This is a genomic window from Sinorhizobium sp. 7-81, assembly GCF_030124405.1.
In the GTDB taxonomy this organism is placed as follows: Bacteria; Pseudomonadota; Alphaproteobacteria; order Rhizobiales; family Rhizobiaceae; genus Sinorhizobium; species Sinorhizobium psoraleae.
Genome location: NZ_JASKLT010000006.1, coordinates 153,239 through 171,342, shown reverse-complemented (window position 1 = coordinate 171,342; position 18,104 = coordinate 153,239). Strand labels below are relative to the sequence as shown.

Here is an 18,104-nt window from a genome sequence, read left to right as displayed (position 1 = left end):
AAGGGTTCGATCATTTCGCTGTTTCAACGAAACAAGTGAAATGGTCTAGACGCCGCGCTTGTTGCCCCAGAGCAGCACGTGCAGTTGCGGCAGGACGCGCGCCTCGAACCAGCGGTCTTCGGTGATCCTGGCGACCAGCCAGCGCATGCGCTCCATTACGCCATCGATGTCGATGGTCGCGTCGTCGTCATCGGCAGGCGGCGGCGTGTGATTGCCGGGCTGGAGATAGACGGGCAGATGCGGATAGCGTTCGGCCGTCCCTCTGGCATAGGCATAATCCGCCTCGTCGAAGATGACGATCTTCAGCACCGTTTGCGGCCTGCCCTCAGACATCCGGAGACAAGCGTCGAACGCCTGCCAGTCCGTTTCCATCGAGCTTGACGGCGGTTTCGGGCTCAGCACCAGCACGTCGAGATCGGCAAACCAGTCCCGGGCAACCGACCCCTGCGTTTCGAGCGCAAAACGATAGCCTTCGCTATGGCCGCGAGCGATGAGTTCGCCAAGTGGCTGGATTGCCGGGTTTCCGCCGGAGAGCGAAACCATCACCGATTTGCCGCCGGAGAGCCGCGTAATCTCCCGCCAGACCTCTTCGGCGGACATCGCGCGCCATTCGTCGCGGTAGCGGCTGTCGACCGCGTGCAGACTGTCGCACCAGGAACAGCGATAATCGCACCCACCGGTCCTGACAAAGACCGTCGGCAGGCCGATCAGCACGCCCTCGCCCTGTATCGTCGGCCCGAAAATCTCGCTGACGCGGATCTCGACGGATCTGTCGGAGGTCATGGCCGGTATTCCGCCCAGGTCTTGGCAGTCTCGCTGACGCGCACCGCGGTCGTCTCCGGAAGCCGCGCCTTGCACCAGTCGTAGAAGTGCTGCGCCAAGCATTCCGCGGTCACGCGGTCGTGGCCGAGAACGTCGTTGAGATGCCGGTGATCGAAGGTCTCGTCGATGTAGTGCTTCAACGGCGCGAGCTCATGATAGTCGCGGACGAAACCATGTTCGTTCAAGGTTTCCGCCGAAAGCTCGACCTCGACGACATAGTTGTGCCCGTGCAACCGAGCGCACTGATGTTCGGCCGGTAGGCTCGTCAGTTGATGCGAGGCGGAAAAATGGAACTCCTTGGTAATGCGGAACATCATTTCACCTCCTCGGCGGAGAAGGCGCCGGTGGCGGCTGCCCAGAAATCCGGGTCGTCGTATTCGGTCGGATCCTTGACACCCGCGAGATGAAAGGCCTCGCGCCGTTCGACGCAGGTGCCGCAGCGGCCGCAATGGCGCACGCCGCCCTTGTAGCAGGACCAGGTCTCCGCGAATGGCGTTCCCTTCCTCACCCCGTCGGCGACGATCTCGGCCTTCGAAACATTGACGTACGGTGCGTAGAGGCTGATCTCGGCATAACCCTCCAACGCGTGGTTCTGCATGGTCTGGAAGGCGCTGATGAATCCCGGCCGACAATCGGGATAGATGAAGTGGTCTCCGCCATGCACGGCAGTCGCGACCGCGTCTGCCTTGCCGGCGGCAGCAACGCCGAAGGCGATGGCGAGCATGATGGCGTTGCGGTTCGGCACCACCGTCACCTTCATTGTTTCCTCGGCGTAGTGCCCGTCCGGCACGTCGATATCGTCGGTCAATGCCGAACCGCTCAAGGAGCGGCCGATCTCGCGGATGTCGATGATCTGGTGAGTGACGCCGAGACGTTCGGCGCAGGCGGCGGCGAAATCCAGTTCCTTCCGATGCCGTTGGCCGTAGTCGAACGACAGCAGTCCGACAAGTTCGTGTTCCGCCGCCACCTTGTACGCAAGCGAAACAGAATCCAATCCGCCGGAGCAGATCACAATGGTTTTCATGACAGGTGTCCTTGTTTTGACCGGGTAGGCTGCGACCGGAGTGTTACCTGCGGGCCTTTTAGGGCAAACGGGACGACTTGTGAATACCTGTGTGACGACGCGAAGTCGATCCCGCCCTGAGCGCCTCTGGCGCCGCCTCGAGCTGGGTGTCCAGGAGGCTGGATCGCACCCCCAACCTACAAACCATGGCAGTATCCATGACGTCCGGTGTAGCTGCCTGGCGCATCCACCGAAGAGGCAGCGCTACCAGCGGTCACGCCGTCTGCGAGCATGCGTGGCCACTTGAACCGCGGACCGCCGGGCTACCGCCGCCTCACGTGTTCGATCAGGGCGCGCAGCTTCGGGGCAAGGTTCCGACGGTTGGGAAAATAGAGGAAAAAGCCGGCAAACGGCGGGCAATATTCCTGGAGGAGAGGCACCAGTTGCCCGGACAAGACATAGGGGCTGAAAGTGTCCTCCATGCCGAAGGTTATGCCTCCCCCTGCACAGGCCGTTCGGATCATCAGCCACATATCATTGGTGGTAATCTGAGGATTGACTGCGACGTCGAACTCGCGTCCGTTTTCACTGAATTCCCAGCGGTAAGGCGCAGTCTGCGGTGCAGGACGCCAGCCGATACAGCGATGCTGCGCCAATTCGGATGGATGCGACGGCCGGCCGAAGCGCTCGATATAGGAGGGTGCGGCAACTGCGGTCTGACGTTGTTCGCCGGATACCGGGATAGCGATCATGTCCTGGTCGATCACTTCGCCAAGCCGCACCCCCGCATCGTATCCTTCGGCCACGATGTCGAATTCCTCGTCGGTAACGGTCACGTCGATCTGGACCGCAGGGTAGGCATTCGCAAAGCTCGCCAGCAGTGGTCCTGAAATGAAACGTTCCGCAATCGAAGACACTGCCAGTCGCAAGAGGCCGCTCGGGGCGGTATCCCGATCCGCGGTTGCATCCAGAGCCGAGCCGACCTCCGCAATGGCTGGTGCCACGCGCTGGTAAAGCTGCTCGCCTGCCTCTGTCAGGCTGACGCTGCGCGTTGTGCGCTGAAAGAGCGCAACGCCAAGCCGATCCTCGAGGCGTCGGATCGTCTGGCTTACCGCCGACCGGGTGATACCCAGGTGCTCGGCGGCCGCGCGAAAGTTTCGCGCCTCCGCGACGGCCAGAAAAACAGAAATACCGGTCAGGTCGACAGCCATTGGTTATCCCAGCTTACCAGCATAGTCATGATTGGGCAAATTGTCCGCTCCTTTGAGTGTCTCTACGTTCGGCTCGTTGGAATTTGGAGATGACCAGAATGACACTCGATAACTACAGGTTGTTAGGACGTTCGGGCTTGCGTGTTTCGCCCATGAGCCTCGGCACCATGACCTTCGGGTCGGATTGGGGGTGGGGCGCCGATATAGCCGAAGCCCGTCGCATCTTCGATCTCTACGTCGATCGGGGCGGCAACTTCATCGATACCTCGGTGAACTACACCGACGGTGCCGCCGAACGCTTCCTCGGAGAATTCATCGGCGAGAAGCGTGAGCGGCTCGTCATTGCGACGAAGTTCACGATGGCCCGCGAGTCCGGCAACCCGAATTCGGGCGGCAACCATCGCCTCAACATGATGCGATCCGTCGAGCAGAGCCTCCGGCAACTCGGCACCGATCGCATCGAGCTTTTCTACCTGCACGGATGGGACTTTACGACCCAGCCTGAAGAGGTGATGCGGGGCCTCGACGACCTCGTTCGGTCGGGGAAGATTCTTTATCTCGGTATCTGCAATACGCCCGCATGGCGGATCTCTCAAATGCAGACGCTCGCCGATCTGCGCGGATGGTCGCCATTCGTGGCGCTGCAGGTCGAATACAGCCTCGTGGAGCGCACTGTCGAGCATGAGCTCATGCCGATGGCCGCAGCACTCGGAATCGGCGTGCTCCCTTGGTCGCCGTTGGGAGGCGGGGTTCTGGCCGGCAAATACGCCCGATCGGACGTTCAGGAATCACGGGAGGCAGCCGTGTCTCCCACCCGTAAGGGCGTAATCGCCTCCTCGGGACATCTTACCGAGCGCTCGATCGAGATCGCGGACGAGGTTCGCGCCGTTGCGGAAGAGCTGGGCTCGACAGCATCCCGGGTGTCGCTCGCATGGACACTTGCGAACCGCACGGTCGTATCGCCCGTCATGGGCGCCCGCACCGTCGCCCAGGCCGAGGACAATCTGGGCGCATTGGACCTAGTGCTGTCGCCAGAGCATCTCGATCGACTGAATCGAGTAAGCGCCCCCGACCCCATATTCCCGGCCCGTTTCGTCGAGCGCCCCTTGGTTCAGCAACTCATCTTCGGCGGAGCCTCCGTGGCTCGCCGCACCTGACGCCTCGGTCAAAGGAAACCAACATGCGTATCGGTTTACTCGCAATCATCCCGGCAGCCATGGCTGCACTTGCCTCCCCGGCCGTGGCGCAGACACGAGACCAAAACCGGAGCGCAGCGCCGGCATCGACCGCATCCCAATCGCAATCTCAGGAGCAGAAGGTGACACAGAACTCTTACACAGGCATGTGGGTCACAGAAGACGGTTACATCCGCCATGAACTTCTACCGAACGGGCGCTATGTCGAGGCGCGCGGTGCACGCGAACGCGCCTATGAGGGCCGCTACGAAGTGACAGGGTCCCATATTGAATATTGGGATGATACGGGTTTTACCGCCGATGGCGACTTCGTTGACAAAAATACTCTGCATCACGGCGGCATGGTTTTGTGGCGCAAGTGAATGCGACTGCTACGACAGGAATGACATATCGTTACCGGCATGACATGGGCGGATCCCGTCTGGCTCATGACCGGCGCACCCTCGCCCGTCCGGCCGCGCTCTCGCGGCCGGACGGGCGCCTGATCAAGGAATGGGCGCAACATGGCGCTCGCTTATGTTCGCTCGACTCCTGTGAGTGAGGCGATGCGGACGAGTGCGCGATCGCAGGAGCTGCGACCGCCGGCCCGTTCGTGCGAATGAGGGCCACTTAGCCGTCGCTGAGGACCAGCCCCTTGGTGAGCTCCAACGCCTGGCGCTCGAAGAGGCCGCGGTAAATGCCGCCTTTCAGTCGAATGAGCGTGTCATGATCGCCCTCTTCCGCGATACGACCACGGTTGAAGACAAGCAAGCGGTCGAGCGCGCGCACCGTCGACAGCCGATGCGCGATCACCAGTGTCGTGCGTCCCATCATCAGCCGCTCCATCGCCTGCTGGATAAGCACCTCGGATTCGGAATCGAGGCTCGACGTCGCTTCGTCGAGGATCAGGATTGGCGCGTCTGCGAGGAATGCCCGGGCGATGGCGACGCGCTGACGCTCGCCGCCGGAGAGCTTGACGCCGCGCTCGCCAACGAGTGTGCCGTAGCCCTTCGGGAGAGCTTCGATGAAGTCGTGGGCGCTCGCAAGCCTCGCCGCCTCCTCGATCTCGCGCTGCGTTGCTCCCGGCCGCCCGTAGGCGATGTTTTCCGCAAGCGAACGATGGAACAGGATCGGCTCCTGCTGCACGATGGCGATCTGCTGGCGGAGCGACGCCTGCGTCACGCCGGCAATATCCTGCCCATCGATGGTGATCTCGCCTGCCTTCAGGTCGTGGAGGCGCTGGATCAGCTTGACGAAGGTCGTCTTACCCGAACCGGAATGCCCGACGAGGCCGACCCGCTCGCCGGCGCGGATGCTTACCGAGAAGCGGTCATAAAGCGGTGCACGGTGCGCGCCGTAGTGAAAGGTTACATCCTTGAACTCTATCTTGCCGTCGGTGATGCGGATCGGCTTCGCGCCGGCCCGGTCTTCGATGCCAAGCGGCTGGGCATGGATGTCGACAAGCTCCTCCATGTCGTTGATCGAGCGCTGCAGGTTGCGGATGTGCATGCCGACTTCGCGCAGATAGCCTTGCAGGATGAAGAACGAGGTCAGCACGAAGGTGATATCGCCGGCGCTCGCCTGCCCCCTCGCCCACAATACCAGGGCAAAACCGATCACCGCCGCGCGCAATATGAGCAGCATGGCGCCCTGTGTCGTGCCGTTTACAGTTCCACGAGTCCACGTGCGGCGGGTCCGGTTCTGCCACTTGCCGAGCACCCTGGCGAGGCGTTGATCCTCGCGACTTTCGGCGCCGAACCCCTTGACGACGATGTTGCAGCTCACGGCGTCAGCCAGTGCACCGCCGAGCTTCGTGTCCCAACTGTTGGCAAGGCTCGCCATCGGCGCCACATAGCCGAGTGAAAGGGCGACCGTCGTCACTATGAAGGCTAACGAGCCGAGCCCGATGATCACGCCCATCATCGGCCAGTACCAGGCCATCAGCGCTGTCGACCCCACCAGCATGATCACCGACGGGAACAGCGCCACCAGCAGCGTATCGTTCAGGAGATCCAGCGCCCACATTCCACGCGTCACCTTGCGCACCGTCGAGCCGGCGAAGCTGTTGGCGTGCCAGTCGCTGGAAAACCGCTGAATGTGATGAAAGGCGGCCGAGGCGATATCGGACATCATTTTCAGCGTCAGGCTGACGATGCCCATGAATGTCACGTGCCTGAGCACGATCGCGCCGAGCGACAGCGCCATCAGCATCAGGAAGGCCGCAACAGCCGCGTTCCAGGCAATCTCATCGGTCGGCGCGCCTGAGACGACGGCGTCGACGAGCCTGCCGGAATAAAGCGGCGTCAATACATCGGCAAGCGTAGAGAGAAGCACGGCGCCGAGGATCGCCGAAAGCCGCGCCGGCTGTTTCTTCCAATGGGCCCAGCAAAAGCGGAAGACGCTGCGGAACGCGCGGTCGCGTGCGACAAAACGAGTAAAAGCCATATGAATTGCCCGGTGACGGTGCACCGGCCTCAAAATCTAGGTCACGAAAGGAATGCCGTCAGGGAAAGCGAAACCGGTGCGGCATCAATGAATCGGCGCGGTCTCCAAGGCGGAGAGCACCGGACGGAGCCAATACCCTAAACTGCGATCAGAAGCGCAAACGCCCCATGTCACACGGAGAATATTGGATCGCCCGATAGGGAGATGGAAAAAACTGTCATCTTAGCCTCCCTGATTCTGATCACCGGAAGACCCCTTATAGTTGAATACGGCCATAGCGCCAAGCGCGGATATTGTATTTCGGTGTCGCTGCGGGCAAGGTGCAGCCGGTTTGCAACAGTCGCTCGCCACATCCTGTCGCAAGGCGGCTGCGCTGTCTGAAAATGCGCGTCCGTTGCAGAACTTTCACAATGTGCTGGGAATTTCGCCGCTATTCGTTGCAAACCGTGCAGCGGTCCCTATTGAAACTAGATGTGATTCTCGAGGTTGCCTGTGCAGAACAACAACATTCTTGTCGTCGGCGGCGCCGGTTATATCGGCTCCCATACGTGCCTCCAGCTGGCCAACAAAGGCTACCAGCCTATCGTCTACGACAACCTCTCGAACGGGCATGAAGAATTCGTCAAATGGGGTGTCCTCGAAAAAGGCGACATTCGCGACCGCAAGCGTCTCGATGACGTTCTCGCACGACATCGGCCGCGCGCGATCCTGCATTTTGCGGCGATGATCGAAGTCGGCGAGTCGGTAAAGGACCCGGCCGCGTTCTACGACAACAATGTCATCGGTACGCTGACCTTGCTGTCGGCGGCGCTCGCTGCCGGGATTGACGCCTTCGTATTCTCGTCCACCTGCGCCACCTATGGCCTGCCCGACAGCGTGCCGATGGACGAAACCCACAAGCAAGCGCCGATCAACCCCTACGGGCGCACGAAATGGATCTGCGAACAGGCGCTGAAGGACTACGGTCTTTACAAGGGCTTGCGTTCCGTGATCCTGCGCTACTTTAATGCCGCGGGCGCCGACTTCGAGGGGCGGATCGGCGAGTGGCACGAACCGGAAACCCACGCGATCCCGCTCGCGATCGACACGGCGCTCGGTCGGCGGGAAAGCTTCAACGTGTTCGGAACCGACTACGATACCCGCGACGGCACCTGTGTGCGCGACTATATCCACGTCCTCGACCTTGCCGATGCGCATGTGCGGGCGGTGGATTATCTGCTGGATGGCGGCGAGAGCGTCGAACTTAATCTTGGCACGGGCACCGGCACGACGGTCAAGGAGCTTCTGAGCGCGATCGAAAAGGTCGCCAAGCGACCGTTCAATATCGGCTATGCCGGGCGGCGTGAAGGGGACTCCACCACGCTGGTCGCCAACAACGACAAGGCTCGCGCGGTGCTTGGCTGGCAACCGCAATATGACCTTGCGGCGATCACCGAGTCCGCCTGGAACTGGCACTCGCGCAGAAATCAAGGGGCCTGATTTCTGCGCCAGGCGCTGCGGCATGTTCTCGTCCGAGGAACATGCCGCGCCTCAACAGGCGAGCACTTGCTGACTTACCCAGCCAAGCTCTGGGCCGCCGGTTGTATGCGGCTTCGATGAAGCAACGGGCGCTCCAGCATCGTATAGCCGGCAATGCCGATCAGGATGCCTGAAAGCACGCAAATGGCCATCGACAGGGCGGCATCGATCCTGATTATGGAAGCGGCCTTGGCGACCACGGAAATCGCGAAAGTGTGCCAAAGATAAATCGAGTAGGAGGCGTTGCCGAGAAGGTTAGGCAACCACATCGAACGGACACGTCCGCTAGCCTCAGCTGAGAGGACGCCGACAACAAGCATCGTCGCCAACGGGCCGACTGTGAATTCATCGAACGGCAGTCGGAGAAGGCCGATAAGTGCGAAGCCGCCGAGCGAGCAGGCGATCAGCGCCACGCCGGCCGCGAGCGGTGGCACCCTACCCTTCAGCCAGAACTCGCCGATGACCATGCCTGCCACGAATTCAAGGATGAGGGGTCGCGTATAAGTCAGCATCAGGGGATTGTCGATGCTGGTCGCCAGTCCGCCCAATACCAGCAGGAAGAACAGGCCTGCAATCGACGGCAAGCGCCAGTTTCGCGGCAGCAGCAGCGAGACCGCGAAGACCGCGTAGAAAAGCATCTCGAAATTGAGCGTCCAGCCCTGCACCAGGACCGGCCATATCTCGCCATTGCTCGGAGAGCGCATTGGCACGAAGAACAATGAAGCGAGCACATGCTTCACAGATAAAACCATATTCGGGAAAAGCCCCGCGACGCCTCCGGCGACCATGACCATCGTCGCCATCCAGTAGACGGGCACGATTCGCCGGAGGCGATCGATCACGAACCTTGCGGGTGTGACGGGCCGGCGATCGCTGATGACCCACATGATGAAGCCGCTGATGACGAAGAAGACGTCAACGCCGGCCGCGCCGATCGTGAAATGATGACCGGTCTTTTCAGCCGCGTGGAATATCACCACCGCGAGCGCTGCCACCGCGCGCAGGTATTGGACCCCGTGGATCGTTTTCATTGAGCGCCCCCATGACGCAGTATTACGCGCTGAAACGAACCCTGTAGGCTGTGGAACGCCCGTCTTCCGGCCAGAGCCAGTTCGTGGTCGGTCGCGTGCGCGGGATCGTCAGCTTGCCCGCCGAAAAGTACAGTAAGAACGACCCGACGTGATACGGGTTGAGAATGTCGACCTCGACGAAGGATCGGATGAGAAGCAGCATTGCAATGCCGAAGAGCACCAGCGAATCCGGATCGCGGTCTTCTGAAAGCAGCCGCTTCAGATGGCCGAACACGGTCGTGAGCAGGATCGTGGTCAGCAACAGGAGGCCGATCGCCCCCGTTTCCACGATCGCCTCGATATAGGTATTGTGAAAATGAAACCCGGAGCGCGCGGTGATGTAAAACTCCTCCCAGAGCCGTTCCGCCTCCGAAAATCCCTGGATCCAATAGGCCTGGTAGCCGATCCCGACGATCGGCGCAGCCGCGGCCGCTTCGATGCCCTGCTGCCACAGATAGGTTCGGCCGGTAAGGGTCGAATCCTTGCCGAAGGCGCCGAGCACCAGGTCGAGCCCGCCGCCATAGACCACGGCCACGGAGGCAACGATGCCGAACACTGCCGCGGCGACGAAAAGCCCTTTGCGGCTCGAGGGCCGCAGGGCGGATATCACCCGCATTCCGAGGCAGAGGCTGATGATTGCCGCAGCCGTCAGGACCGAAGTTGCCGACTGGGAAGCCAGCAGAGAATAGGCAGAGATCAGCCCGGCGACGCCCGCCGCCGCCATCCAGAAACCACGTTCGCCAAGGGTGAAAACAGCAACGAAGGCGAAATAGATGCCTAGCGAAGCGTAGAAGCCCAGTTGGTTCTTCGATGCAAAAGCGCCAACGAAGCTGTACGTGCCGTCCAGCGGATCGTAATGATAGACGCCGAAAAGCAGCGAATAGAGCAGGACAATGGCGACGCCGGCGATCCCTCCCCGCGTCAGTGTTTGGATATCGATCGTCCGCATGGCGATCAGCGCGCAGACGACGTGGCTGAGATATTGCACTCCAGTGCGCATCGTCATCGCCGGCGCCGCCGACCAGAAGAAGGAAAGACAGGCAAATATGGTGAAGGCGAAGATCCAGAGATACTTGCCGTAGTTGCCAAGAACCTTGCGGTAGTCGACGAGGACCAGCGGCAGCCACAAAGCGTAATAGAGCAGGATCGAAACCTGCCCGAAGCGGGGCGAATAGGCGAAGACGAACAACGACAGCGCCACGGCCACAGCGCCGTAAAGCTGATTCACCCCAGGGCTGACGAGGCTCGCCTTCGAAATCCGCATGGTGAACTCACCGCATCGCCAGCGCGGCGCTTACCTTGATGACGTCGCCGGGCAGCACCTCGGTATTCTCGCTTGCCGCGATCTCCGTCGGCGTGCCATCCTTTTCACGGATGATCGAATAGGTGATGTTCGCCTCGGCGTTTTGCTCTTCCAATTGTGCCGCCTCGGCCGATTGCAGCAGTGCCTCGGCCATCAGGTCGCGGCTGGTGCCGACCTTCAGCGAGAGCGTTTCGAGCTCGGCCTCGGTGTTCTGCAGTTCCTGGGCGAGTTGCTCGTCCCAATCGTTGCGCAGATTGGTCTCGTCCTGCGTCGCCTTGTTGTAATCCTGCTTTGCCTTGAGCGAATTGGTGTCGATGTCGAGCAGCGACGACTGCACGTCCGCGACCCTTTGTTCGAGCGCGAGTTTGCGCTGGCTCAACGCCAGCCCCTTTTCGGCGAGGCTGTCGACCTTCTCGCGGTCTTCCATGACGAGTTCGAGTTGGCGCGCCTGGGTCTCGGATTTCTTCGCAAGCGACTCGATCTCGCTTTGAAGAAGGGATTTAAGATCGGCAAGGGCTGCCAGCTGCCGCTCCTGCCGCTTGTCGCGCGACTGCATCAAAGCCGTCTCATTGGCGAGCAGCTTTTCAACCCCCTCGGCGTTCTTGAGTTCGTCGGGCAATTCGATCTTGTCGCGCTTGCCGATTTCAGCCTGAAGCCGGGCGCGGCGAATGAGCAGCCTGTTGCGCTCGGAGACCTGCACGGCGGATTCGCCGCTCGCGGTGATGTAGTCCCGGACGAATCGTTGGCCGCTTGGAGCGCGGCGCAATCCCCCGCTGAGGCTGACGGCCTTGAGTACGGTCATCTTCGGCGCATAGGGGTATTCGCCCGGAGTCTCCACCTCGCCGGTAAGATAGACCGGGCGGTATTGCGCCATTTCGACCGACGCCGTAGGCCGGTCGCGCAGGCCGAAGAGCTTCTGCATCTGGATGCCGATCTCGGCAGCGACTTCCGTTGTCGTCTTGCCCGAGGCTGGCAGGTCGCCGATAAAGGGCAGAGAGAGGTTCCCCGATGCACCGATCGTATAGTCGCCGCTGACGGCCGACCAGTCGCGGACGGCGCCCTCGGCAGTCTGCCACTCGGCGACGCGGACGCGCAGCTTGTCCATCACGCCGAGCCGGTATTCGTCGGCCTGTGCCGCCGCGCCCCCTACCACGGCCATGACCGCGATCAGCGCAACACGCGCGAAGCAGGAAAGCTTTTGGACGGCGAACGTCCCCGAAATTCTGATAGGTTGCATTTTCGTGATTTCCTGATGCCTGACACTGTCTCGACCATGCGGTCAGTGCCAAGATTTCAATAGCTGCCGCGTGAGAAGCAGACGGCAGGGATCGTCTTGACGACGATGGCAAGGTCGGCAAGGAGCGACCAGTTCTGGACGTATTGCGTATCGAAGGCCACTCTGGCCTCGTAAGATACGTCATTGCGGCCGCTGATCTGCCAAAGGCCGGTCAGACCAGGCCGGGAACGCAGATAGTAGACGGCAGCCGAATCATAAAGCTCGAGTTCGTCCTCGACGACCGGGCGCGGGCCGACCACGCTCATTTCGCCGCGAATGATGTTGAGAAGTTGCGGCAATTCATCGAGGCTGAGCTTGCGCAACACGCTGCCTACAGCGGTAACCCGCGGGTCGTGCTGGAGCTTGCGGGTCGTGCGCCATTCCTCGTAGGCGGCTGGATTCTGCTTGAAATAGTCCTTCAGCACACGATCGCCGTTTTCCATCATCGTCCGGAACTTCAGGCACTTGAAGGCCTGACCGTTGTGGCCGATGCGGCGGTGTCCATAGAAAACACTCCCACCATCAGAGAGCTTAACGAGCGCCATGATGAGCAGGAAGAGCGGGCTGAAGAAGATAAGAGCCAAGGATGCCGCGGCAACGTCAAAACTTCGTTTTGATATGCCACCTATCGGCCGGAAGACCCCGGTCTCTTGTGCGATGAAAAACGGCGAAGTGGCCGAGCGAGTCGCGGACTTCATAGAGGTGACTCCATTTACGTTTTGCGAGTGTCGGTCCCGCAGGACGCGGGTCATCTAGCGCGAGTGTATGGTGAGATTTTGTTTTTTGAAGGCAAAAACAAGGCCGCCTCCGCGGGCACCCTCGCCAGAGCGTTTTAACCCTTTGGGCGCACGCACTATTACTAAAATTTAATTACAAACATCCGCAACTTATAATCATGATAATTTGTCACAAGGCCGCCATGTTGAAACATTGGCGGCGCGTAACTCTTGCGGATCGCGAAGTATTACAGCGATCCTATCATTGTTTCACTCGGACGGGCGGCAGCGGCGCCGGCACGAAATTGACAAACGTTCGATCCGGTTCGATTTTTTGCATTGCACCATAGTTTTGCAGTGCACATTTTTCTCGACCTTTACGAACACTACTTGTAACAAAAGTTGATCAGGAAAACTCCTTTCGCAGCGCCAAAAGATGCAGCGATCAGAATGAGTTCGCATCTACCCCTCTCAATTTAGGGGTCCGCAAACGAACCAGTTCGTACCCGATCTCCACAAGTTTTGTTGCATTTCTTTCAGCCACACAACCACCCATTGTATTCCAGGAATGATCACTCCAACGTGATTCGCCCTCTCACGCGCAGTGAACGTGACGGAAAGATTTTCGCGGTAAAAAACAGTAGCGACAAAGTTCTGCTTTGCATGTTGAAGAGAAAAGAGACCACTAATATAGTGAAAAAAGTGGGAGGAGAGGCGTAAGAGTCCGATGGTCATTCGCATAAAGAATCCGAAGGCGGGGTAGCGGGATGTTCGCACCACGCGTCTTTGCCAGCATGATCGGCGCATTGGTGGCTTTTGCCATCGCAACCTACATCCTGAACGGCTCACTGATATCGGCGGCGATACAGACACTGATCTGCGCCGTGCTGATGCAAGTCGGATATTTCATCGCCGTCGTCTTCCTGGTCTGGAAGGAGGCTCGGGCCCGGCGCAGTTTATCTACCGGCAAGGTGCCGGTCGAACCTGCTTCCGATGACAAGCAAACAGGCAAGGTTTCGATCCGCCGTTTGAACCGCGCGGGCCACTCCAACCGCTAGGTTCCGGTTCCGTCGATCGCCTCTGATCAAGGCAGCAATTCGGGGGCCGCATCAGCCGCTGCGTTGCCGCACTGCAAAAAATTTCGAGCTTGACGCGTTTGCGACATGATCGCCGGACATGTTTTGCGGGTCTGGTGGAACTTGCATTACACCGACGCATCTCGATCACCTGCTGGAGGCCAGTATGACCGCAGCCGCGCCGACGAACGTCTGCATTATCATTGCCGCAAAGAACGCCGCCGACACGATCACCAGGGCGATCGCCTCCGCGCTTGCCGAACCGGAAGCTGCCGAAGTCGTGATCATTGACGACGGTTCGACCGATGACACTGCCCGCACCGCACACGCGGCGGACGACGGAAGTGGCCGACTGAAGGTGGTCCGCTTCGAAGAAAACCGCGGTCCGGCCGCCGCACGCAATCATGCGATATCAATCTCGCAATCGCCGGTTCTTGGCGTGCTGGATGCCGACGACTTCTTTTTCCCTGGTCGACTTCGTCAGCTCCTCTTAGAGGAAGACTGGGACTTCATTGCAGACAACATCGCGTTCATCGACGCTAGCCAGGCCGACACAGCGCACGGCAGGATCGGCCGTTTCACGCCCCGTCCCCGCCTGCTCGATCTTATCGGTTTCGTAGAGGGCAATATCTCCCGGCGCGGCGTTCGTCGCGGCGAGATCGGCTTCCTTAAGCCGTTGATGCGACGCTCGTTCCTCGATGAACATCGGCTCCGCTACAAGGAAGACCTGCGCCTCGGCGAAGACTACGACCTTTATGCCAGAGCACTGGCCAAGGGCGCTCGCTACAAGATCATCCACAGCTGCGGCTATGCCGCCGTCGTACGTGGCAATTCGTTGAGCGGTAGCCACCGCACGGACGACTTGAAGCGACTTTACGAGGCGGACCGGGCGATCCTTACCGAAAGTCCATTGAGCGCCGATGCCGCGACCGCCATCCGTCGCCATGAGCGCCACATCCGGGACCGCTACGAACTGCGCCACTTTCTCGATCTCAAGAACCAGGCGGGTTACTTGCGCGCGATAGGCTATGGTTTCAAAAATCCCGGTGCGCTCCCGGCGATCGTCGGCGGAATCCTTGCCGACAAGACCGAGCGCTTTCGGCCGCGTCAATCGTCGGCACCGGTCGCACTCGGCGGCTCAGGTGCCATCCGCTACCTGCTTGAAACGCCCATGATCGAGCCGGGGAGTAGCGGCAAAGCTCAACAGAGTCCGTAACGCCGCGCTCGCGAGGCAGCGCGCCGGATCGTGGCCTACGTAGAGTGGCTTTGAAAAAGATTAGACGTGACAGACCTTGCAATCCTCCATTGGAGTTCCCACATCCCGCTTAACAAATTGCCTGTGCAGATGTCGGCGAGATCGCCTGACCTGCAGGTAGGCTTTGCGCTTATGCCGCTGACCACGGATGTACTGGCAGGGTAGAGCAGCGAAGAGGAAAGGTCGGGTTGCCCCGGCCTTTTTTGTTGCCTGCATGCCGGAAAGGAACGCTTCTTCGGCCTTCGCGTTACCGCCTCAACAGCAACGAAATGAAGGTGAGCGGTATGAAAGGCATCATTCTGTGGCTAATGGGTGTTCCCCTGGTCGTCATCATCCTGCTTTACATGTTTGTCTTCTGAGCGCCTCACCCTTGCGCTTCACGTCCCGGCCCCGTCCTGCAGAACTGCTCAATCAGCGGTAAAGCGCCTCACACGGCCACTCACCCCCAGTTTTGCAGGATACGCACGACGGGGCACCTGAGTTAGTGTGACAGCCAACGAGGCTGGACGGGAACGGCGCATGATCGGCTTTGAGATGGCGGCAGCGGCCTTCGACGGCAGACTTCCCGCTTTTCAGCGCCGAGCGAAATCGAGTTGCAGCGCCGTGTCTCCAGTAACGAAGCGAAAAGTTTATTTTTTCCTGGTTCTGTTGGTCATGGCCAACAGCGCGCAAGGAGCAGAGCCGATCGTTGGCCACGCGTCGGTTATCGATGGCGATACCATTGAAATCGCCGGCGAGCGCATCCAGTTCAGTGGTGTCGACGCACCGGAAGGCTGGCAAGTCTGCTCGGATGAGAAAGGCTCAGACTTCCGATGTGGCAAGGATGCGGCTTCTGCTTTGGACGCGTTTCTGGCGGCGGCCCGCCCTACGCGCTGCGACCTCGTCAAGCGCGATCGCTACGGCCGTTTTGTCGGCACCTGCTTTCGCGCCGACGGCAAAGACGTGAACCGCTGGCTCGTGGAGACCGGCAATGCCATTGACCGGGAAGAACACAGCAAGGGCGCTTATGCTGACGCGCAGGCCACCGCCCGCTCGGCTGGCGCCGGAATTTGGCGCAGTCAGTTCGGCCGGTCATGTCCGGCGCTGGCCGGACGCGTGAACCGAAAGCCGACCTGTGAAGGCAGCAAGCGAAATCAATGATCGTTGAAATCTGGATCTTATGCAGCATCGTGACCGCGGTCGTGGCCGCGCTCAGGGGCGGCCACAGTCTTCGCTGGCTGCTGATTGGTTGCGTTCTCGGCCCCGTGGGCATCATTGCAGCGCTTCTGATGCCTTCGTTGAAATCGGAGAACAGGGCTGCGGCAGCCGAGCAAAACGGCAATGCGGAGAACAGTGCCAGACCGCTGCTGGAGGACGAAGCGCACACCGTTTCCGCAAAGCAGGACGATGATTGACCCGCGTGAGTGAGCCTTCGCGCGTCTGACATACGCCGCGCCACTGCATGTTTCCGTAGCCTAAAACCATGCAGCGATTCAAAGGGCGATGTAGATCGCGAAAGGCAGCTCCGCGGCACGGCAATTTGCACAGCGCCCACTATGCACCGAGGTCGCGTAACCGCCACAAGGTAAGGCGGGCTTGCATAACAGGACCGGCGAAATATCCGAGCATGTTCAACGGCTTTGTCGCCTTGCGGGCTTTACCTTCGATCGAATGCTACAAAGCTGCCCAAACCTTGCCGCAATTCGTCGCGTCCTCGCTCCAAGGCCAGATTATTCTCGAAAAAAAACATTCAATTAAAAAAAACATATTTCCGGGACTCAACCCTTGATTGCCCCAGAATTTTGCAGGGCACAATTTCTGCAACATGCGGCGAATCCGAGGTTTTTTGAAGAAGGGCGGCATGGGGCGGTAGCCGCCGGTTTTTTTAGGATTCGCTCCTTAGGTGCAGTGCAACATGATTCGTTTCATTTTTCTGTTGCACTGCCATATTTTTTCTTCGCCCGTGCCCTAGTTTGTCTCCTACGAGCTCAAGACTGCTCTGTTGAAACGGCTGCCGCCGAGGCGCTGCCAGATAGGGAGTGACTGACATCGTGGGTATGGACGCGAATGTTTCGTCGCGAGTCGATCTGCTGCGCATTGTGCTGGTTTGCGGCATCGTGTTCGTGCACGTCCCGTTTGATCGGCAAACGAGCGCATTCCCGGGCGCTTACGGTTTTCTGGACTGGCTCCTCTTCCATCCCGGTGAAGGTCTGCTCTGGAGTGGCAGCAGGTTTGCAGACTACCCCGTCTCCGACTTCACGATGCCGATCCTGGTGATCGCAGTCCTGGTCGCTTGCCACGATCTAGTGAAGCGACTGGCAACCGATCTGCTCGGCGTCCTGGCGGGAAGCCGATCAGGTTCCGGGCGAATGGCGCTTCCGGCACAAGATGGCGGGCACGCAAGCTATTCGCCGCAACAAAGGTAATGACAATGACACCCGACCGCTATGCGCGTCTGCGCCGCCTCACACTCGTCACACTCCCGCTTGCGAGCCTCGCCGGAACCGCGACCGCCCAGACGGGCGCCAACGGCGCGTCCTTCATGGACGACTTCGACACACTGAACACCGGCTTCTGGTATGTCTCGGACGGGTGGAACAATGGTCCTCACCAGAATTGCACCTGGTCCAAGAAGCAGGTAAAAATAGCCAACGGCATACTGGAGCTGGTCTTTCAAGAGGGCAAGCAAGGCGAACGCAATTTTGTCTGCGGTGAAATTCAGACCCGCAAGCGCTTCGGCTATGGCACCTACGAAGCACGGATCAAGACAGCGGACGGTTCCGGGCTGAATTCGGCCTTCTTCACCTATATCGGTCCGGCCGACAAGAAGCCGCACGACGAAATCGATTTCGAAGTGCTCGGCAAGAACCCGGCAAAGGTCCAGCTCAATCAATATGTCTCGGCCAAGGGTGGCAACGAACATCTTGCCGATGTTCCTGGTGGCGCCAACCAGGGCTTCAACGACTATGCCTTTGTCTGGGAGAAGGAGCGGATCCGCTATTACGTCAACGGCGAGTTGGTCCATGAGGTCACGGATCCGAAAAAGATACCGACCAACGCGCAGAAGATATTCTTCAGTCTCTGGGGCACGGACACCCTCAGGGACTGGATGGGCACATTCTCCTACATGGAGCCGACAAGGCTCCAAGTAGACCGCGTCGCTTTCACGGCCCCCGGCGACGAATGCCAGTTCGCCGAGTCGGTCGCATGCCGTTTGAGTGAGTGATTTCTGAGCATTTGACCAAGTATTGAGCA

At 59.9% G+C, this 18,104-nt stretch carries 18 protein-coding genes; 9 read left to right on the top strand and 9 right to left on the bottom strand.

Features of this window, described 5'->3' with window-relative positions:
- Positions 1-45 precede the first annotated feature (45 nt).
- From queE to QN224_RS20685, 4 genes are all read right to left on the bottom strand, one after another.
- Positions 46-783: a 7-carboxy-7-deazaguanine synthase QueE gene (queE, locus tag QN224_RS20700; protein WP_283978178.1), complete on the bottom strand. Its 738-nt coding sequence runs from the start codon at positions 781-783 to the stop codon at positions 46-48.
- On the bottom strand, positions 780-1,136 hold the full coding sequence (gene queD, locus QN224_RS20695) for a 6-carboxytetrahydropterin synthase QueD (RefSeq protein ID WP_173513505.1): 357 nt from the start codon (positions 1,134-1,136) through the stop codon (positions 780-782). The genes queE and queD overlap by 4 nt, the downstream gene beginning before the upstream one ends.
- Positions 1,136-1,846 (bottom strand): 7-cyano-7-deazaguanine synthase QueC, encoded by a 711-nt coding sequence (queC, locus tag QN224_RS20690; protein ID WP_283978177.1) that lies wholly within the window; start codon positions 1,844-1,846, stop codon positions 1,136-1,138. The genes queD and queC overlap by 1 nt, the downstream gene beginning before the upstream one ends.
- A 302-nt stretch (positions 1,847-2,148) precedes the next feature.
- A complete protein-coding gene (locus QN224_RS20685) occupies positions 2,149-3,036 on the bottom strand; it encodes a LysR family transcriptional regulator (RefSeq protein WP_283978176.1) in 888 nt (295 codons plus the stop codon).
- 98 nt (positions 3,037-3,134) lie between these two features.
- On the opposite strand from QN224_RS20685, the gene QN224_RS20680 reads away from it, so the two are divergent.
- Both QN224_RS20680 and QN224_RS20675 read left to right on the top strand, forming a co-directional pair.
- A complete protein-coding gene (locus tag QN224_RS20680) occupies positions 3,135-4,193 on the top strand; it encodes an aldo/keto reductase (protein WP_283978309.1) in 1,059 nt (352 codons plus the stop codon).
- 23 nt (positions 4,194-4,216) lie between these two features.
- The gene (locus QN224_RS20675; RefSeq protein WP_173513501.1) at positions 4,217-4,594 is read left to right on the top strand and encodes an Atu4866 domain-containing protein; all 378 of its coding nucleotides are present in this window, start codon (positions 4,217-4,219) and stop codon (positions 4,592-4,594) included.
- 247 nt (positions 4,595-4,841) lie between these two features.
- Here QN224_RS20675 and QN224_RS20670 read toward each other — a convergent pair whose 3' ends face one another.
- Positions 4,842-6,656 carry an ABC transporter ATP-binding protein gene (locus tag QN224_RS20670; protein WP_283978175.1) on the bottom strand — a complete coding sequence of 605 codons (1,815 nt, stop codon included), beginning with the start codon at positions 6,654-6,656 and terminating at the stop codon, positions 4,842-4,844.
- A 492-nt stretch (positions 6,657-7,148) separates the two neighbouring features.
- Here QN224_RS20670 and galE point away from each other — a divergent pair, with 492 nt between their 5' ends.
- On the top strand, positions 7,149-8,135 hold the full coding sequence (gene galE / locus QN224_RS20665; RefSeq protein ID WP_173513499.1) for a UDP-glucose 4-epimerase GalE: 987 nt from the start codon (positions 7,149-7,151) through the stop codon (positions 8,133-8,135).
- A 74-nt stretch (positions 8,136-8,209) separates the two neighbouring features.
- Here the strand turns inward: galE and QN224_RS20660 are convergent, their stop codons facing one another.
- The 4 genes from QN224_RS20660 to QN224_RS20645 are packed head-to-tail and all read right to left on the bottom strand — an operon-like array spanning position 8,210 to position 12,521.
- Positions 8,210-9,205 carry an acyltransferase gene (locus QN224_RS20660; RefSeq protein WP_283978174.1) on the bottom strand — a complete coding sequence of 332 codons (996 nt, stop codon included), beginning with the start codon at positions 9,203-9,205 and terminating at the stop codon, positions 8,210-8,212.
- Positions 9,206-9,227: 22 nt separating this feature from the next.
- On the bottom strand, positions 9,228-10,508 hold the full coding sequence (locus tag QN224_RS20655) for an O-antigen ligase (RefSeq protein WP_173513497.1): 1,281 nt from the start codon (positions 10,506-10,508) through the stop codon (positions 9,228-9,230).
- A 7-nt stretch (positions 10,509-10,515) separates the two neighbouring features.
- Positions 10,516-11,784, bottom strand: coding sequence for a polysaccharide biosynthesis/export family protein (locus QN224_RS20650; protein WP_283978173.1), 1,269 nt, complete (start codon positions 11,782-11,784; stop codon positions 10,516-10,518).
- A 56-nt stretch (positions 11,785-11,840) separates the two neighbouring features.
- Complete coding sequence (locus QN224_RS20645) at positions 11,841-12,521, bottom strand: sugar transferase (RefSeq protein WP_269275484.1); 681 nt, start codon at positions 12,519-12,521, stop codon at positions 11,841-11,843.
- Between the two features lie 785 nt (positions 12,522-13,306).
- On the opposite strand from QN224_RS20645, the gene QN224_RS20640 reads away from it, so the two are divergent.
- The 6 genes from QN224_RS20640 to QN224_RS20615 all read left to right on the top strand — a co-directional run bounded on the left by QN224_RS20640 (position 13,307) and on the right by QN224_RS20615 (position 18,075).
- The gene (locus QN224_RS20640; protein ID WP_283978172.1) at positions 13,307-13,597 is read left to right on the top strand and encodes an exopolysaccharide production repressor protein; all 291 of its coding nucleotides are present in this window, start codon (positions 13,307-13,309) and stop codon (positions 13,595-13,597) included.
- 184 nt (positions 13,598-13,781) lie between these two features.
- Entirely contained in the window at positions 13,782-14,831 is a 1,050-nt protein-coding gene (locus QN224_RS20635) for a glycosyltransferase family 2 protein (RefSeq protein ID WP_173513493.1), read from the top strand.
- A gap of 693 nt (positions 14,832-15,524) precedes the next feature.
- Positions 15,525-16,010 carry a thermonuclease family protein gene (locus tag QN224_RS20630; RefSeq protein WP_246299801.1) on the top strand — a complete coding sequence of 162 codons (486 nt, stop codon included), beginning with the start codon at positions 15,525-15,527 and terminating at the stop codon, positions 16,008-16,010.
- The gene (locus QN224_RS20625; protein ID WP_173513491.1) at positions 16,007-16,264 is read left to right on the top strand and encodes a hypothetical protein; all 258 of its coding nucleotides are present in this window, start codon (positions 16,007-16,009) and stop codon (positions 16,262-16,264) included. Before QN224_RS20630 ends, QN224_RS20625 begins: the two co-directional genes overlap by 4 nt.
- A gap of 624 nt (positions 16,265-16,888) precedes the next feature.
- The gene (locus tag QN224_RS20620) at positions 16,889-17,275 is read left to right on the top strand and encodes a hypothetical protein (protein ID WP_283978171.1); all 387 of its coding nucleotides are present in this window, start codon (positions 16,889-16,891) and stop codon (positions 17,273-17,275) included.
- A gap of 5 nt (positions 17,276-17,280) precedes the next feature.
- Positions 17,281-18,075, top strand: a complete 795-nt coding sequence (locus QN224_RS20615; protein WP_173513489.1) for a glycoside hydrolase family 16 protein — start codon at positions 17,281-17,283, stop codon at positions 18,073-18,075.
- Positions 18,076-18,104: the final 29 nt, after the last annotated feature.

What these genes read in the sequence shown, in the direction of transcription:
- QN224_RS20640 (WP_283978172.1), top strand. Translation starts at nt 13,307, where the DNA reads ATGTTCGCACCACGCGTCTTTGCCAGCATGATCGGCGCATTGGTGGCT.
- QN224_RS20685 (WP_283978176.1), bottom strand. Translation starts at nt 3,036, where the DNA reads ATGGCTGTCGACCTGACCGGTATTTCTGTTTTTCTGGCCGTCGCGGAG.
- QN224_RS20630 (WP_246299801.1), top strand. Translation starts at nt 15,525, where the DNA reads ATGGCCAACAGCGCGCAAGGAGCAGAGCCGATCGTTGGCCACGCGTCG.
- queC (WP_283978177.1), bottom strand. Translation starts at nt 1,846, where the DNA reads ATGAAAACCATTGTGATCTGCTCCGGCGGATTGGATTCTGTTTCGCTT.
- QN224_RS20615 (WP_173513489.1), top strand. Translation starts at nt 17,281, where the DNA reads ATGACACCCGACCGCTATGCGCGTCTGCGCCGCCTCACACTCGTCACA.
- QN224_RS20625 (WP_173513491.1), top strand. Translation starts at nt 16,007, where the DNA reads ATGATCGTTGAAATCTGGATCTTATGCAGCATCGTGACCGCGGTCGTG.
- QN224_RS20655 (WP_173513497.1), bottom strand. Translation starts at nt 10,508, where the DNA reads ATGCGGATTTCGAAGGCGAGCCTCGTCAGCCCTGGGGTGAATCAGCTT.
- queE (WP_283978178.1), bottom strand. Translation starts at nt 783, where the DNA reads ATGACCTCCGACAGATCCGTCGAGATCCGCGTCAGCGAGATTTTCGGG.
- QN224_RS20670 (WP_283978175.1), bottom strand. Translation starts at nt 6,656, where the DNA reads ATGGCTTTTACTCGTTTTGTCGCACGCGACCGCGCGTTCCGCAGCGTC.
- QN224_RS20675 (WP_173513501.1), top strand. Translation starts at nt 4,217, where the DNA reads ATGCGTATCGGTTTACTCGCAATCATCCCGGCAGCCATGGCTGCACTT.
- queD (WP_173513505.1), bottom strand. Translation starts at nt 1,136, where the DNA reads ATGTTCCGCATTACCAAGGAGTTCCATTTTTCCGCCTCGCATCAACTG.
- QN224_RS20650 (WP_283978173.1), bottom strand. Translation starts at nt 11,784, where the DNA reads ATGCAACCTATCAGAATTTCGGGGACGTTCGCCGTCCAAAAGCTTTCC.
- QN224_RS20680 (WP_283978309.1), top strand. Translation starts at nt 3,135, where the DNA reads ATGACACTCGATAACTACAGGTTGTTAGGACGTTCGGGCTTGCGTGTT.
- QN224_RS20660 (WP_283978174.1), bottom strand. Translation starts at nt 9,205, where the DNA reads ATGAAAACGATCCACGGGGTCCAATACCTGCGCGCGGTGGCAGCGCTC.
- QN224_RS20635 (WP_173513493.1), top strand. Translation starts at nt 13,782, where the DNA reads ATGACCGCAGCCGCGCCGACGAACGTCTGCATTATCATTGCCGCAAAG.
- QN224_RS20645 (WP_269275484.1), bottom strand. Translation starts at nt 12,521, where the DNA reads ATGAAGTCCGCGACTCGCTCGGCCACTTCGCCGTTTTTCATCGCACAA.